General features: G+C 64.6%; 13 protein-coding genes. 9 read left to right on the top strand and 4 right to left on the bottom strand.

The features are described 5' to 3' along the window. Positions 1-12: 12 nt before the first annotated feature. From AC1RKI_RS05100 to AC1RKI_RS05085, 4 genes are read right to left on the bottom strand one after another with little or no spacing between them, the layout of a single operon-like run. The gene (locus AC1RKI_RS05100) at positions 13-2,013 is read right to left on the bottom strand and encodes an ATP-binding protein (RefSeq protein ID WP_023121138.1); all 2,001 of its coding nucleotides are present in this window, start codon (positions 2,011-2,013) and stop codon (positions 13-15) included. Beyond that, positions 2,013-3,779: an AIPR family protein gene (locus AC1RKI_RS05095; protein ID WP_023121137.1), complete on the bottom strand. Its 1,767-nt coding sequence runs from the start codon at positions 3,777-3,779 to the stop codon at positions 2,013-2,015. Before AC1RKI_RS05095 ends, AC1RKI_RS05100 begins: the two co-directional genes overlap by 1 nt. Beyond that, positions 3,779-6,658, bottom strand: a complete 2,880-nt coding sequence (locus tag AC1RKI_RS05090) for an SNF2-related protein (protein ID WP_023121136.1) — start codon at positions 6,656-6,658, stop codon at positions 3,779-3,781. Before AC1RKI_RS05090 ends, AC1RKI_RS05095 begins: the two co-directional genes overlap by 1 nt. A gap of 58 nt (positions 6,659-6,716) precedes the next feature. Further along, positions 6,717-7,109, bottom strand: a complete 393-nt coding sequence (locus AC1RKI_RS05085) for a helix-turn-helix domain-containing protein (protein ID WP_023121135.1) — start codon at positions 7,107-7,109, stop codon at positions 6,717-6,719. A gap of 31 nt (positions 7,110-7,140) precedes the next feature. Between AC1RKI_RS05085 and AC1RKI_RS05080 the strand changes: the two genes are divergently transcribed. The 9 genes from AC1RKI_RS05080 to AC1RKI_RS05040 are packed head-to-tail and all read left to right on the top strand — an operon-like array spanning position 7,141 to position 14,876. Further along, the gene (locus AC1RKI_RS05080) at positions 7,141-7,506 is read left to right on the top strand and encodes an integrative conjugative element protein, RAQPRD family (protein ID WP_023121134.1); all 366 of its coding nucleotides are present in this window, start codon (positions 7,141-7,143) and stop codon (positions 7,504-7,506) included. Next, on the top strand, positions 7,503-7,742 hold the full coding sequence (locus tag AC1RKI_RS05075; RefSeq protein WP_023121133.1) for a TIGR03758 family integrating conjugative element protein: 240 nt from the start codon (positions 7,503-7,505) through the stop codon (positions 7,740-7,742). Before AC1RKI_RS05080 ends, AC1RKI_RS05075 begins: the two co-directional genes overlap by 4 nt. 22 nt (positions 7,743-7,764) lie before the next feature. Further along, positions 7,765-8,133 (top strand): TIGR03745 family integrating conjugative element membrane protein, encoded by a 369-nt coding sequence (locus tag AC1RKI_RS05070; RefSeq protein WP_021248605.1) that lies wholly within the window; start codon positions 7,765-7,767, stop codon positions 8,131-8,133. 12 nt (positions 8,134-8,145) lie between these two features. After that, complete coding sequence (locus tag AC1RKI_RS05065; RefSeq protein WP_023121132.1) at positions 8,146-8,556, top strand: TIGR03750 family conjugal transfer protein; 411 nt, start codon at positions 8,146-8,148, stop codon at positions 8,554-8,556. Further along, complete coding sequence (locus AC1RKI_RS05060; protein WP_023121131.1) at positions 8,553-9,245, top strand: PFL_4703 family integrating conjugative element protein; 693 nt, start codon at positions 8,553-8,555, stop codon at positions 9,243-9,245. The genes AC1RKI_RS05065 and AC1RKI_RS05060 overlap by 4 nt, the downstream gene beginning before the upstream one ends. Continuing rightward, positions 9,242-10,156, top strand: coding sequence for a TIGR03749 family integrating conjugative element protein (locus AC1RKI_RS05055; protein WP_033959607.1), 915 nt, complete (start codon positions 9,242-9,244; stop codon positions 10,154-10,156). Before AC1RKI_RS05060 ends, AC1RKI_RS05055 begins: the two co-directional genes overlap by 4 nt. After that, positions 10,146-11,573, top strand: coding sequence for a TIGR03752 family integrating conjugative element protein (locus AC1RKI_RS05050; protein ID WP_033959609.1), 1,428 nt, complete (start codon positions 10,146-10,148; stop codon positions 11,571-11,573). Before AC1RKI_RS05055 ends, AC1RKI_RS05050 begins: the two co-directional genes overlap by 11 nt. Then, positions 11,554-11,988, top strand: coding sequence for a TIGR03751 family conjugal transfer lipoprotein (locus AC1RKI_RS05045; RefSeq protein ID WP_033959611.1), 435 nt, complete (start codon positions 11,554-11,556; stop codon positions 11,986-11,988). Before AC1RKI_RS05050 ends, AC1RKI_RS05045 begins: the two co-directional genes overlap by 20 nt. Further along, the gene (locus AC1RKI_RS05040) at positions 11,988-14,876 is read left to right on the top strand and encodes a conjugative transfer ATPase (RefSeq protein WP_033959614.1); all 2,889 of its coding nucleotides are present in this window, start codon (positions 11,988-11,990) and stop codon (positions 14,874-14,876) included. The genes AC1RKI_RS05045 and AC1RKI_RS05040 overlap by 1 nt, the downstream gene beginning before the upstream one ends.

Raw genomic sequence — 14,876 nt, 5'->3', positions numbered from 1 at the left:
GGTCATGCCACCTTAATTCTTGTGCAGTCCAAGCTTGTCAAACAGGATGCGGTTGCGGCGTTCTGCATCCTTGATGAGCTTGTCGTAGGAGAGAATTTCGATATACCCGTTGCCAGTCGCCAAAGGGGAGAAATACCCCTCGTTGTCGGCGGTGCGGTGGTAACGTCCGAATACTTGTCGATGCAAAGACGGCGTTAAATCAGCGATGAGATAGCCGGTGTACCGCAGGCTGGCGGGATTGATCTGCCTCCCATCAACGTCCGTGACGCCCCCTTCGGAGATTTCTCGGAATCGTTGGATGATCTGATCAGCTGGGTCTTTGTCGTAATTGTCCCTTCCAGGCCGCTTGAACTCGATGATGACAACACCACCGCCAGGCAGGCTGTCTGCCTCAGCGACACCGATGGGCGTGTCATAAAAGAACGCAAAGATGTCCGGCTCCCGGCCAGAAGTGTCGTCCAGCCCAGCGACGCTTTTTAGTTTTTTGTCTGATGTGAGCAGGGTGTGATAGCACAGCCGCTCGTCAATCACCCAGAGGTTCTGCTGCTCGAAGAAGATGTCTTTCGAGGTCATCCCCATCGGGAAGATCATTTTGTGCAAGACCCTTTCGAGCGGGTATTTGTCATCCGTGCGCTTTTTCTTGAGGCTGTTGTTCACCAAGTCAAGAATCGTTCGGCGGTGCGCAATATAGGCAGCAAGCTGGGCCTTGCCGATTTCGTTGGCCTTTTCCGCGATTTCCTTGAATTTCTCTTGGTACTGTTCGAAGGTTTCGGTTTCGAAGAGCGCTGCGACATGCTTGGCCTCTTTACGGATGTCGTCCTCGATGGCGCGCTTCACATGCAGAAGAGCCTCGTCCAGCTTGTCTTCTGACAGGCCTGGCTGAATCTTTTGCTCGATCATCTCTTTGTAGCGAGGGTGCGTGAGCGCCCTGTACTCGGGGGCTTGCTCAACAAACTTCTCGATCTGGGCACGCTTTTCTTCGTTCGTTGACTTCAAGTCGTCCAGGAGCAGCGGCCGCAACGCCCCTGCGACACCCTGGTTCAGGGCGCGTCGGGAGACGAGGGTCTGCTCAAGTTCGGGCTCCTCATCGCTTTGGAAGGCGATGCGCGTGCGCTCTTGGTTGGCATGGTCGTCCAGATATTCCCCGGTGACCAGCACGATCAAGGTGTACGGCGCTTGGTCTTCGTCAATCAGCTTCTCGGGAAGCTCTGGAAGCAGGTCCCGCAGCTTGCTCGTGGTGACTTCGCGCCCGTTCGCGCACAAGTTGAGTTCGTGGCGCGAGCGTCCGTCTCGGTGACCATATGCCTGCAAGGCAAATGTATGCCCGGAAACCTCGAAGAACAGCTCTTGGATATGCGCCAGCACTGTTGACTGAAACAGGGCGTGCAAGTCAATCGGAGCGTGTCCCGGAGACTCCAGAGTCATAGGAGGGCAGGAGCGGGCCGCAAACCGGATCAGAAAGTGCGCAATGATGCGTTCAGCGATGGTCTCGGGCTGGGTAGGCCACCCAGCCCGAAACTTGTCATCCATGCCCCGCAAGGAGGTATGCGTGCCACATGGCTCTTTGACTTCAGACGTGGTGTCCGCACCTTTCAGTTCATCTTGGATGCTGAAGTCGAACTCTCGCAGCAAAGCCTTGCCGTCGCGTTTGAAGACACTGCGGATGTGTACGGATGAAAAGACTTTCAGGAAAGTGAAGCGCCCGACACCTCGGCCGCCGACCTTGACCTTTGAAAGCGTGTGCGCCTCTTGAAACGAAGCCAGGTTCTTGTCGTTGAAGCCAACGCCATCATCAATGACATCGAAGCCGTCCACGACCAGAGTCCCGTCCCCAGCTTGATGGGCGAGGTCGTTGGAGGCCACCAGCCGGATGCGAATCGAATGATTGCTGAAGCCGTCCTGATGCTCCTCGATTGCATCGACGGCATTCGAGATAGCCTCGTAAAGAGGCATCATAGCCTTGCCCTGGGAAAGCTCCAGCCGATCCACTAGACCTTTGATGTTCGCTTGCACTATTGATTTCCTCCCTGACCCTGCTGCGCCAATGCCGCCATCAAACGGCCTTTCACGGTTCGACAGTCCGTTTTGTTCTCAAAGACGCTGCGCGCCTGCTTGTTCCACTGCACGCCCTGGACAGAACTCACAAGACGCTCGCAAACAAGATCGACCTCGCGTGAAATCGCTGTCAGTTCATCCTGGGTCAATGCCAACGCCGGCCCGTTCTGCAACTGAAGGCGGATGAAGATGACGTGTAGAACCAGCCAGGCGCCGTGAGTGAGAATCTCCCGAGCGGGGAGTGTCCCCGCTGGCAAGCCGGCGGGATCACCCTCGGCGGTGGCACGGGCGCGGACCTTCTCTACGACCACTCGGCCGATTTGGACTATCCGCCACATTTGTCTTGCCGTGAGCGAGTCGGCGAAGAGCCGTTCGTAGGATTGGCGTAAGGGGTCGGTGGCTGATACCAGCCCCTCCCGCCCAAACAGCTTCTTCTTGTCGGCCTTGGCCGCGGTCACGTAGTCCTGCCAGTCGTTCGTGGTTACGGTGCAAGCCAGGAACGGCGCGAGTTCACGTGCGCTGAAGCAGGTTGGTGATAGCGGCGGATCGTCCTCCCCCTGCTTGACCAGATAGGTGACGCCGGCCATCTGCAAGGTCTGCTGCCACATGGTCTGGCGTTCATCGAGCGCGGCAAAATCTTCCAGCTCAACGGCATTCTGGCGGTTGCGCGATTGGGTGACTCGATCGCCAAAACCATCAGGCGCGTTCTCAAGACAAACGAAAGTCGCCATGACTACAGTGGGATGAGCATCGTAGTGGGCCAGTGGCTCGCGGGCGATCGCCCCAACCGTTTGCGCGCCGTTGATGATGGACAACCCGCGAATGCGAAACGTCCCAGTCTGACGATGCGGGTCGCGGGGGTGCTGTTCCGTTATGGAATCGCAGAGGAAGGTGACGCCGTTATTGAAGTAGAAGAAGTGCTGTGCTTCTTGTCGGAGTGTCTCGGTCAGCCCTGCATTGACGGTGGTCGTGCCCTTGAACCGGCGAATGTTCCGATCAACCAGATGTTCTTCGTGTGCCGCCCAAAGCTCGGCGAGCCGTTTGCCGTCCATGCGCCCGTAGAACGCCCGGTAGGGTTCCTGCGTGTGGCCGAAGTCCTTCAATTCGACTTCGGCTTCTATGGGCTGGGCCGAAACTCCGTCTAGATGTAGGTCGTGCAGGGTCGTGAGCCCATAAGCATGGCACCGAAGAAAGCCCGGATTCGCGCCATTGAACGCGCGCTCCAAGTCGGCAAAGATGTCGCGCCGATCATCGGACACCGCCGTGCCGGAATAGGCCAGCACGACTTTGATCCTGCAGACACCACTGTTCAAGGCATTGGTGATTGCCGCTTGGCGGTTTTGCAGGACGTTATTGAAGCGATTCCAGCGTCCTTGCAGAAGGTCGGTTACGCCATCCCGAAATTTGGATACATCACCGAGTTCGGGCTCGCCGGTACCCGACTCCTTGTACTTGGACTGGACCAGCCAGATCGTTTGATCCGTTGAAACGAACACCGAATCGATACCATGATCCTGGCCACCATCGATGCTGGCGGCCACGGCCTCATCCAGATTGGCGCCAGCGTCTTCGTGCAGGACGAATGCCGCGATTGCCTTGGACAGGTAGTTGCTACGCCGAGACTCTGGAGTGTTTCCCGTCCCGGTGATTCGGTTCGCGTAGTCCGCATCAAGTTTTTGGCACAGCAGATCGAGTTCGAGGGGGCGAGCGATAACTGTTGCCATCAGACCAGCTCCCACTCGACAGTGAACAGCGTGCGCTCCTCGACCTGCTGTTGGAGTTGCACTTCAAGCTGGCTGATCAAGTCATTGCGTTGCGCTTCAACTTCGTCCTGCCGGGCAAACAGCTCGCGGCGCAGCTTGCTGCGCTTGCCTTCCAGTTCGCGCTGCTTCTTCTGCCATGACAGTTTTTCTTCCAGCCTCGGCGAGGTCGCGGCGGTTCGGCGCACCTCCTTGATCTCGCGGTCGATCTCCTTGATCTCCTGCTCCAGACCGAGCTTCAGGTCGTCCGCCCAGGCATCCAGCTTCTGGACTTCCTGCTCGAAGTAGCCGAGGTTGCGCTCGTTGACGTCGCGCAGGAGCGCGGTCTTGCGGGCTTCCACGTCGGCCAGCAGGGTGGCGTCAGGGGCGTTGAACAGACTGGCCGCCTGCGTGGTCGCGGGCAGGCGCAGCAGTTTTTCCGGGTCTTCTTCCGCGAGCACGACGCCATCGGTCGTGCCCGCGGCAACCAGCAGATGTTGCTCCTGGTTGCCGAGTGTCTCGACCGAGATCAGCTTCACGGTGAGCCATCCGGCTTTGCCGCGCCAGGCTTCAAGCGTGCTGATCTTTGAACCGTAGGCGTTGTAGTCGAAGACGAGACGAGCCCCGTTGAGTGCGCGAGCCTTGGCCTGCTCGATGCCCCATCGCGCCAGCGGATGATTGATGCGGTATAGGTGCGCGTCGCCGGAGCGGCGGGGCAATTCGTAGCGCCCCAGCTCGATGCCCGTGAGGCCGCTGTGCTCGACTCCAGTCGGTATGTGGCGGAGATCGAAGCCGTCGTCATCGAACGCGGCGCAATGAACCAGTTCGGCGCGGGTCAAGTCCATCAGCATCCGCTCGAAGCGGTTGCGCGCGTTGCGGCTGTCGTCGGCCCGCATGCGCAGCTTCTCCTGCACCTCCTCATCAAAGTTCTCAAGCAATACCTGGCGCGTCTTGACCATCGCCTCGTTGATCTCGCCGGAGAGGTCGAGCTGGAGTTGCTCGAAGCTGGACTTGATTTCCTCGGGCTCTCGGCAGTTCTGGTAGATCTCGGCGATACGCCGCTCGAAATCGACGCCCGAACCGATGGCGCCCAACACTTCGTCGCTAGCCCCAAACACGCCCTCGAAGAGCTGGAACTTCTGCGACAGCAGCTCATACACCCGTGCATCGGCCTCATTGCTGCGGTCGACGAAGTTGACCACCACCACGTCGTGCTTCTGACCGTAGCGGTGGCAGCGCCCGATGCGCTGCTCGATGCGCTGCGGGTTCCACGGCAGGTCGTAGTTGATGACGAGCGAGCAGAACTGGAGGTTGATGCCTTCGGCTCCAGCCTCGGTGGCAATCATGACCTTGCCACGCTCCTTGAAGTGCTCGACCAGTGCCGCACGGGTGTCGGCGGTCTTGGAGCCGGTGATGCGGTCGGTGCCTTCGTGGCGCTTCAGCCAGTCCCTGTAGATCGCCTGCGCACGCTGGTCGCTATTGGTGCCGTTGAAGAGCACGATGCCGTCGCCGTATGGCGTGTCGGCCAGCAAGTTGAGGAGGTATTCCTGCGTGCGCTTGGACTCGGTGAAGATGATGGCCTTCCGGGCCGCGCCCAACCGATCCAGTTCGGCGAAGGCGCGATCCAGCGCGGTGAGCAGCGCCTTGCCCTTGGCGTTGTCGCGGATGTTGGTTGCCAGCGTTCTGAAGTGGCGCAGCTCCTCGATCTCCTGCGCGATGGCATCACGCTCGGCGCGGCTCGCTGCCTTTGTTCCCTGCTCCTGGTCTTCCCATTCTTCGGCGGTCTCGTCGAGCGACTCGTAGTCCTCGTCCAGTTCTTCGGCGAGATCGGCAACCACGGGAGTTTCATTCAGCACACCCTGGAGACGCTTGGCCATCGTCTCCAACGCACCCGCAATCGCGTGCGTGCTGGAGGCGAGCAGCTTCCACAGCACGAGCGAAATCAGTTGTCGCTGCCCCTCGGGCAGGGCCTTGAGGTTGGGGCGGCGCAGGTAATCGGCGACGAGCCTGGAAAGTTCCTGCTCTTCGCTCGACGGCGTGAACTCCTCGACGATGGCCTTGCGCGCTGTGTACGACACGTAGGGCTGAACCTGTTTGCGCAGGGTGCGCTTGCAGATGGGGGCCAGCCGGTCACGCAGGCTGCTGAAGGATTGCTCTCTGCCAGTGAATTGCGAGCGGAAGCTATCAAGGTCTCCGAACACCCGGTCATCGATGAAGCTGACCAGCCCATAGAGTTCGAGCAGCGAGTTCTGCAACGGCGTCGCGGTCAGGAGCGCCTTGGAGTGAACGCGCGACAGCGCCTCCTTGAGGGTCTTGGCGATGACGTTGCTGGTTTTGTAGACGTTGCGCAGGCGATGCGCTTCGTCGAGGACGACCAAGTCCCAGTCGATGCCCTTGACATCGTCAGCCTTGGCCTTCGCGAACTGGTAGGAACAGATGATCGGACCGGAGGCGAACAGGAACGGGTTCCGCTGCTCCTGCTTGCGGATCGCGTTGTAGCTTTTGGCTTCGAGGATCAGCCCTTGCAGGCCGAACTTGTCCTGCAGCTCCTGATGCCATTGCTTGCGCAGGTTCGCCGGAACGATGATGAGCACCTTCCGCCGCCGTTCCGCCCAGCGTTGGGAGATGACCAAGCCGGCTTCGATGGTCTTGCCCAGACCAACCTCGTCGGCGAGGATCACGCCGCGTGAGAGGGGGTTGCGGCAAGCGAAGAGCGCGGCCTCGACCTGATGGGGATTCAGATCGACCTGCGAATCGACCAAGGTCGAAGCCAGCGACTCCACCGAGTCGCCTGCTGCACGCCTGGTCAGCAGCCAAGCAAAGTACTGGCTCTGGTGCGGCGTCAGAAGCTGCTGTGTCGTCAACGGCGATCCTCCCCTTGTTCTTCCCCAAGCGTGATTCGGCGGCTGGCATGGTCCGCGCTCACTCGGCCTCCGGCTTCTTCTTGTTGATGCTTTCGGCGATCCACCGATCCAGCTCCGAGCGGCGAAAGCGCCAGGTTCCCCCAAGCTTGAACGCCGGAATCTCTCCTTTCTGGGCAAGGCGATAGACCGTCCGTTTGCCGGCTTTGAGGTAGGCCGCAACTTCCTCCAGCGTGAGGATCTCGCTCTCGACTTCACTCATCTGAAAACCATATGGTTTGGTCTTTCGTGACTTTGGATTGCCAAGTTTGCTCAATTCTACCAAAGGGTGGTAGGCGCTAGCCAACAAGAAATCCACCAGGCATTGCGCGAATGTCGGCCAACGCGACCAACAAATCCGGTCATGCCGTAGTTCCCATTCCCTGCGGCGCAAAGCGAGAGCGCGCCACAGCATCTGGCCATCCGCTTCAACGGGGAATGGCACGATGGGACAGACCAACCGCCGCACATCCGCATGGCCTGCGCTGGCCGTGGTGTTGGCTGTGTCGTTCTCGGCGCTGCCGCCTGCCGCCGCTGCCGACAGCCTCGCCTCGGAGCGTGAGCAGCTCGCCGCGCTCGCCCGCCAGCTCGACCTGATCGACCGCCTCGCCGAGCACGCTGCCCATACCGCTCCGCAGGAACGCGCCCGCTACCACTTCGACTACGCCCGACTGCGTGCCGACCTGAAGCGCGTTCGCGCCGGCCTGCAGGACTACCTCGTGCCCCAGCGCGCCCAGCCGCGCGATCCCGTCCCGCTGGCCGGCGACTACGTCCGCCGCGATCGCGCCGACGACGAGGAGCCGTCGCCATGACGCCCTCTGCCGATCAGGTCGCCGCCTTCCAGGCCAACGGCGGCTTTGCGCCTTCGGCCGTCGCTGCCGTGGTGCTCGCTTTCGTGTTCGCCGTGTTGCTGCTGTGGGGCGTGTGGGCCATGCGCACCGCCTACGTCGGCTGGGCCGAGCACCGCATCAGTGAACGTCAGTTCCTCGCCGTCGTCGTGCGCTTCGTGGCGATGTACCTGGTGCTGACCTTCTTCCTCCTCTCCTGACCGTCACGAAGGGCCATACGCCATGAACATGCCTCCGACACCCCATCGCATTCCGTCCCGCATCGCCGCTCCGCTGCTGCCGCTGGCGCTCGCGGGCCTGCCGCTGTCGGCCTTCGCGCAGGGCCTGCCGACCATGGAAGACCCATCGCGCGGCCAAGGCAGCGGCATCCTGCAGACTTTGCAGAACTACGGCTACGACATCGTGCTGCTGATCGCGCTGCTCGTGGTCGCCTCGATGTTCGTCGGTGTCTGCTATCACGCCTACACCCGCTACTCGGAGATCCATACCGGCCGCGCCACCTGGGGCCAGTTCGGCCTGACGGTCGCCGTGGGCGCGATCCTGCTGGTGGTCGGCATCTGGCTGCTCACCAAGGCCACCGGCGTGCTGTAAGGGCGGCAAGCGATGGCCGTCCCTTCGGAGACCCCGCGCGACACGCTGGTGACCTTCCTACCGCACCGGCTGAACCGCCAGCCGGTGGTCGTGCGCGGGCTGACCGCCGACGAGTTGTGGTTCTGCGCCGGCCTGTCGGCCGTAGCCGGGTTCGCGCTCGGCCTGCCGCTGGCCTGGCTCACGCACAGCATCGCCATGGTGCCGACGCTGATCGTCGCCGGTATCGCGCTGGGCGTCTTCGTCGGCGGTGGTTTTCTGCGCGCACAGAAGCGCGGCCGGCCCGACACCTGGCTCTACCGACAGCTCCAGTGGCGGCTGGCCCTGCGGCACCCGGCGCTGGCAGCGCTCCTGGGCGGGCAGCGCCTCATCACCCGCTCGGGCTACTGGACGACCCGGCGCAACGCCGATCGAGGTTCGCCATGAGCCGTTTCAAGAACGAGGTTGCGCACCTGCAGGCACACGTGAAGACGTTGCGTCTGGGGGCCGGCGCGTTGTTCGTGGTGGCGCTGCTGCTCGGCTTCGGTTGGTGGAGTGCGCCGAAGAGTCTGACCATCCATGTGCCGCCGGACCTGCGCACGGGCAGCACGCGCAAGTGGTGGGACGTGCCGCCCGAGAGCGTGTATGCCTTCTCGTTCTACATCTGGCAGCAGGTGCAGCGCTGGCCCACGAACGGCGAAGAAGACTACCCGCGCAACCTACGCGCGCTGTCGGCCTACCTGACGCCGAGCTGCCGGGCCTTCCTGCAGCAGGACTACGAGTACCGGCGCGCCAGTGGCGAGCTGCGTCAGCGCGTGCGCGGCATCTACGAGATTCCCGGCCGCGGCTACGGCGATGATCCGGCCACGCGCGTCAAGGTGGTTTCCGACCGCGATTGGATCGTCACGCTCGACGTGAGCGCGGACGAATACTATGGCTCCGAGCAGGTCAAGCGCGCCCTGGTGCGCTACCCCATCAAGGTCGTCCGGCTGGACATCGACCCCGAGCGCAACCCCTTCGGCCTGGCGCTGGACTGCTACGCCAGCGCACCCCAGCGCATCGAAACGCCGCCGACGCCGGCCCAGGCCGGCGCGCCCGCCAACGCCCCCGGCCATCTGCAGGGAGACTCCCCATGAAGTCCGTTGCCTTGTCGGCCCTGGCCGGCGTCCTGCTGATCCTCGGTTTCGTGCCGGCCAGCCACGCCGTGGAAATCCTGCGCTGGGAGCGGCTGCCGCTGTCGGTGCCGCTGGTGGTCGGCCAGGAGCGCGTGGTCTTCATCGACCGCAATGTGCGCGTCGGCGTGCCGGCCAGCGTCGGCGACCACCTGCGCGTGCAGAGTGCGGGCGGCGCGATCTACCTGCGGGCGAGCGGGCCGATTCCGCCCACGCGGCTGCAACTGCAGGACGTGGAATCCGGCGCGCTGATCCTGCTCGACATCGCCGCCGAGCCGGCGAAGGACGGCCAGGCGGCGCTGGAGCCGGTGCGCATCGTGGAAGCGGAAGCCCCCGCGAAGCGCTACGGCGGCGGTGCAGCAAGCGGCGCGGACGAACAGGCCGATGTGCCCGCAGACAAACCCGTTCCCCGGCGCGAAACGCCGGTACCGGTCGTGCTGACGCGCCATGCCGCACAGAACCTGTACGCGCCGCTGCGCACCGTCGAGCCGGTCGCCGGCATCGGGCGCGTAAACCTGCGCCGCGACCTCGCGCTGGACACCTTGCTGCCGACGTTGCCGGTGCATGCGCGGGCGCTGGGCGCGTGGCGCCTGGAAGACCAGTGGGTGACGGCCGTGCGTCTCACCAATACCTCGGCGCGCTGGCTCGACCTCGACCCGCGCGCCCTGCAGGGGAACTTTGTGGCGGCGACCTTCCAGCATCCGAACCTGGGGCCGGCCGGCAACCCGTCCGACACCACGGTGCTCTACCTGGTCACGCGCGGCCACGGCCTGGCCGAGTCGCTGCTGCCGGCGCTGAGCCCGATCGACGCCACCGTGAACCTGCCGCCGGCCGCCGCGGCCGGCTCGACCGGAGGAGCGCGCGATGAAAAGTAATCCGCTGCTCAAGTGGCTGCTGATCCCGATGGCGCTGCTGCTGGTGTTCGTCGGCATCAAACTGTTCTCTGGCGCCCCCAGCGGCCAGCCCGCCCCCAAGGGCGCGACGCTCACGCCCGAGGAGATGAAAGCCCTGGGCATCGCCGGCGACACGCCGCGCGATACCGTCGCCACGCTGGTGGCCCAGGTGAAGCAGTTGCGCACCGAGCTACAGAGCGCGCTCGGCGACAACAAGCAGCACAAGGCCGAGAACGAGCGCCTGCGTGCGCGGGAAAGCGCGATCGACCAGCGCATCCAGAGCGCGCTGGAAGGCGAACGCAACCGCCTGGAGCAGGAGCGCAATCAGGTGGCCAGCGACAGGCAGCAGACCCAGGGGCTGCTGCAGGATCTGCAGCGGCAACTGGACGGCCTTTCCGGCAAGGGTGGCGCGTCCGACCTGCCCGTCGGGCTGGGGCTGGAAGAGGGTGACGGCCAGCGCTTCGACCGCGGCGTCGGTGGCACGCAGTGGGTCGAGCCCGACGATGCCAAGGTCGACGCCAAGAACGGCAGCAAGGAGCCGAGCTTTCCCCTGAGCTTCGGGCCAGCCCAGAAAAGCCTGTCGGCCGCAGTGGAATCCGTCGCCGACGTCGGCAGCCGCGCGGTGGGCGCATCCACGAAGGCGGTCTACACTGTGCCGTCGAACTCGACACTCATGGGCTCGATTGCCATGACGGCGCTGATCGGGCGCGTGCCGATCGATGGAACCGTCAACGACCCGTACCCGTTCAAGGTGCTGATCGGCCCGGACAACCTCACCGCCAACGGCATCGACATTCCCGATGTGGCCGGCGCCGTGGTCAGCGGCACGGCCTCGGGCGACTGGACGCTCTCGTGCGTGCGCGGGCAAATCCGCTCGGTCACGTTCGTGTTCCAGGACGGCACCATCCGCACGGTGCCGGAGGACAGCAGCAAGGGCGGTAGCAGCGGCGGCAACTCGGGTCACAACGGCGCCAGCATCCAAGGCGGCCTGGGCTGGATCAGCGACCCCTACGGCATTCCCTGCGTCAGCGGCGAGCGGCGCAGCAACGCCCAGCAGTACCTGGGCAGCCAGGCGCTCATCACCGCGGCTGGCGCCGGCGCGGCCTCGCTCATCAAGTCCGACAACGGCAGCGTTGCCGTGGTCGCCAACAGCAACGGCTCGCTGGGCACCGTCGGCATCAGCGGCAACGAAGCGATGGGCCGCATCCTCGCGGGCGGCGTGCGCGACATGGCCGATTGGGTCAACAAGCTCTACGGCCAGGCCTTCGCGGCGGTCTACGTGCAGCCCGGCGCCAGGGTGGCCGTGCATCTGGAGCAGCCGCTCGACATCGACTACGACGCCAAGGGGCGTCGGGTCCACCACCGCACTGGAGAAACTCATGCCTCGGATCTGGATTGACGCGGCCGCCGTGCTGCTGGCGGCCAGCCTGCTCGGAGGCTGCGCCACCAGCAAGGAGAAGCTGCTGCCGCACGGCGACAGCACCATGCTCGACATCTGGCATCAGGAGACCGGCGGCGGCGCGGGCGGCGGCCAGGCCGCGCGGCAACTGCTCGATGCGCGCCAGGGCCTGCGCCGGCCGCTGGCCGAGGCCGATGTGCAGGCGGCGCCCGGCGTGCAGGCGCGCTACACCCGTACCGCGCAGAACGAGATTTACCGGCAGTTCCACCGTCTGCCGAACCCCGACCTGGTGATGTACGTGTTCCCGCACCTGGCGGGCACCGACCCGGTGCCGGTGCCCGGCTACAGCACGGTGTTCCCGCTCTACCAGCGCGTGCAGTACGCGATGCCGGGCGAGCGCGTGGAGGACTACTGATGGCCTGGTCGCTGCCGTGGTCACGCAAGCCCGGCGCATCGCCTGCTGCCGCCGTGGATGCGGCCGATGATGCCTGGGCACGGCACGTGACGGCCCTGGCGGCACAGGGTGTCGCCGAGCCGGGCAGCGCGCTCCGCCGGGGCCGGCGCAGGCCGGCCACTCAGGCCGACCACGATGCGCTCTATGGCGTCGCGCCGTCGTTCGCTGACTTGCTGCCCTGGGTCGAGTACCTGCCCGACACCAAGTGCATGTTGCTGGAAGACGGCCAGTCGGTGGCGGCCTTCTTCGAGCTGGCGCCGGTCGGCACCGAGGGCCGCGAGATGGCCTGGCTATGGCAGGCGCGCGATGCGCTGGAGAACGCCCTGCAGGACTCCTTCGACGAGTTGGACGACAACCCCTGGGTGGTGCAGCTCTACGCCCAGGACGAGGCCGACTGGGACAACTACCTGCGCTCCCTGGCGAACTATCTGCAGCCGCGTGCGCAGGGCAGCGCGTTCAGCGACTTCTACCTGCGCTTCTTCGCCCATCACCTGCGGGCCATCGCCAAGCCGGGTGGCCTGTTCGAGGACACCACGGTGACGCGCCTGCCGTGGCGCGGCCAAGTCCGGCGCGTGCGCATGGTGGTCTACCGCCGCACGTCCGCGGCGCCGACCCCACGGCGCGGCCAGGCGCCCGAGCAGGCGCTGACCACGATCTGCGACCGCCTCGTCGGCGGGCTGGCCAATGCCGGTGTGAGAGCCCGACGTCTCGGCGCGGCGGACATCCACGCCTGGCTGCTGCGCTGGTTCAACCCGAATCCGACCCTGCTCGGCGCCACTGCCGAAGATCGGGAACGCTTCTACGCGCTGACCCGCTACCCGGAAGAACGGGAGGAAGGTGAGATCGAACTCGCCAGCGGCACCGACTTCGCGCAGCGCCTGTTCTTCGGCCCGCCCCGTTCGGACGTGCCCAACGGCCTGTGGTTCTTCGACGGCATGCCGCATCGGGTGATCGTGATGGATCGCCTGCGCACGCCACCCGTGACGGGCCATCTGACGGGCGAGACGCGCAAAGGCGGCGATGCCATGAACGCGCTGTTCGACCAGATGCCCGAGGATACGGTGATGTGCCTGACGCTGGTCGCCACGCCCCAGGACGTGCTGGAGGCGCACCTCAACCACCTCGCCAGGAAGGCCGTCGGCGAAACCCTGGCCTCGGAGCAGACCCGCCAGGACGTGCAGCAGGCGCGCGGCCTGATCGGCAGCGCGCACAAGCTCTACCGCGGCGCGCTGGCGTTCTATCTGCGCGGCCGCGACCAGGTCCAGCTCGATGCGCGCGGCCTGCAGCTCGTCAACGTGATGCTCAACGCCGGTCTGCAACCGGTACGCGAAGAGGACGAGGTGGCGCCGCTGAACAGCTATCTGCGCTGGCTGCCGTGCGTGTTCGATCCGGCTGCCGACAAGCGCCAGTGGTACACCCAGCTCATGTTCGCGCAACATGCGGCGAACCTGGCGCCGGTCTGGGGCCGCAGCCAGGGCACGGGGCATCCGGGCATCACGTTCTTCAACCGCGGCGGCGGTCCGATCACCTTCGATCCGTTGAACCGCCTCGACCGGCAGATGAACGCGCATCTGTTCCTGTTCGGCCCCACGGGTTCGGGCAAGAGCGCGACGCTCAACAACATCCTGAATCAGGTGACGGCGATCTACCGGCCGCGTCTGTTCATCGTCGAGGCGGGCAACAGCTTCGGGCTGTTCGGCGACTTCGCGGCACGGCTGGGCCTCACCGTGCATCGGGTGAAGCTCGCGCCGGGCGCGGGCGTCAGTCTGGCGCCGTTCGCCGACGCCTGGCGCCTGGTCGATACGCCGAGCCAGGTACAGACGCTGGACGCCGATGCGCTCGACGAAGACCAGACCGATGCCGGCATGGCCGTGGAAGGCGATGAGCAGCGCGATGTGCTCGGCGAGCTGGAGATCACTGCACGACTGATGATCACCGGCGGCGAGGACAAGGAAGAAGCGCGCATGACGCGCGCCGACCGCAGCCTGATCCGCCAGTGCATTCTTGATGCGGCCCAGCATTGCGTGGCGGATAGACGCACGGTGCTCACGCGCGATGTGCGCGACGCGCTGCGCGAGCGCGCCCGCGACGCCACGCTGCCGGAGATGCGGCGCGCACGGCTGCTGGAGATGGCCGACGCCATGGATATGTTCTGCCAGGGCGTGGACGGCGAGATGTTCGACCGGTCCGGCACGCCGTGGCCCGAGGCGGACATCACCATCGTGGATCTCGCCACCTTCGCGCGCGAGGGCTACAACGCCCAACTCTCGATTGCCTACATCTCGCTCATCAACACCGTCAACAACATCGCCGAGCGCGACCAGTTCCTGGGCCGCCCGATCATCAACGTGACGGACGAAGGCCACATCATCACGAAGAACCCGCTGCTCGCGCCCTACGTGGTCAAGATCACCAAGATGTGGCGCAAGCTCGGCGCCTGGTTCTGGCTCGCCACGCAGAACCTGGACGACTTGCCGAAAGCGGCCGAGCCCATGCTCAACATGATCGAGTGGTGGATCTGCCTGTCGATGCCACCCGATGAAGTCGAGAAGATCGCGCGCTTCCGCGAACTCAACGCTTCGCAGAAGGCGCTGATGCTCTCGGCCCGCAAGGAGGCCGGCAAGTTCAGCGAGGGCGTCATTCTGTCCAAGTCGATGGAAGTGCTGTTCCGCGCCGTGCCGCCCAGCCTCTACCTGGCGATGGCGATGACCGAGCCCGAGGAGAAGGCCGAACGCTTCCAGTTGATGCAGCAGCACGGCATCAGCGAGCTGGATGCCGCCTTCCGCGTGGCCGAGAAGATCGACCGTGCGAGGGGCATCGAACCCCTGGCGCTGGACACGCTGGCCTGA

The organism is Cupriavidus sp. GW822-FHT06G04 (assembly GCF_058799075.1).
The sequence above is the reverse complement of the archived record's forward strand: the minus strand, read 5'-3'. Positions and strand labels throughout refer to the sequence as shown.

Excerpts from the sequence above, each read along its gene's own strand:
- AC1RKI_RS05080 (WP_023121134.1), top strand. The coding sequence starts at position 7,141 with ATGGGACAGACCAACCGCCGCACATCCGCATGGCCTGCGCTGGCCGTG.
- AC1RKI_RS05040 (WP_033959614.1), top strand. The coding sequence starts at position 11,988 with ATGGCCTGGTCGCTGCCGTGGTCACGCAAGCCCGGCGCATCGCCTGCT.
- AC1RKI_RS05075 (WP_023121133.1), top strand. The coding sequence starts at position 7,503 with ATGACGCCCTCTGCCGATCAGGTCGCCGCCTTCCAGGCCAACGGCGGC.
- AC1RKI_RS05060 (WP_023121131.1), top strand. The coding sequence starts at position 8,553 with ATGAGCCGTTTCAAGAACGAGGTTGCGCACCTGCAGGCACACGTGAAG.
- AC1RKI_RS05050 (WP_033959609.1), top strand. The coding sequence starts at position 10,146 with ATGAAAAGTAATCCGCTGCTCAAGTGGCTGCTGATCCCGATGGCGCTG.
- AC1RKI_RS05095 (WP_023121137.1), bottom strand. The coding sequence starts at position 3,779 with ATGGCAACAGTTATCGCTCGCCCCCTCGAACTCGATCTGCTGTGCCAA.
- AC1RKI_RS05065 (WP_023121132.1), top strand. The coding sequence starts at position 8,146 with ATGGCCGTCCCTTCGGAGACCCCGCGCGACACGCTGGTGACCTTCCTA.
- AC1RKI_RS05085 (WP_023121135.1), bottom strand. The coding sequence starts at position 7,109 with ATGCTGTGGCGCGCTCTCGCTTTGCGCCGCAGGGAATGGGAACTACGG.
- AC1RKI_RS05070 (WP_021248605.1), top strand. The coding sequence starts at position 7,765 with ATGAACATGCCTCCGACACCCCATCGCATTCCGTCCCGCATCGCCGCT.
- AC1RKI_RS05055 (WP_033959607.1), top strand. The coding sequence starts at position 9,242 with ATGAAGTCCGTTGCCTTGTCGGCCCTGGCCGGCGTCCTGCTGATCCTC.
- AC1RKI_RS05045 (WP_033959611.1), top strand. The coding sequence starts at position 11,554 with ATGCCTCGGATCTGGATTGACGCGGCCGCCGTGCTGCTGGCGGCCAGC.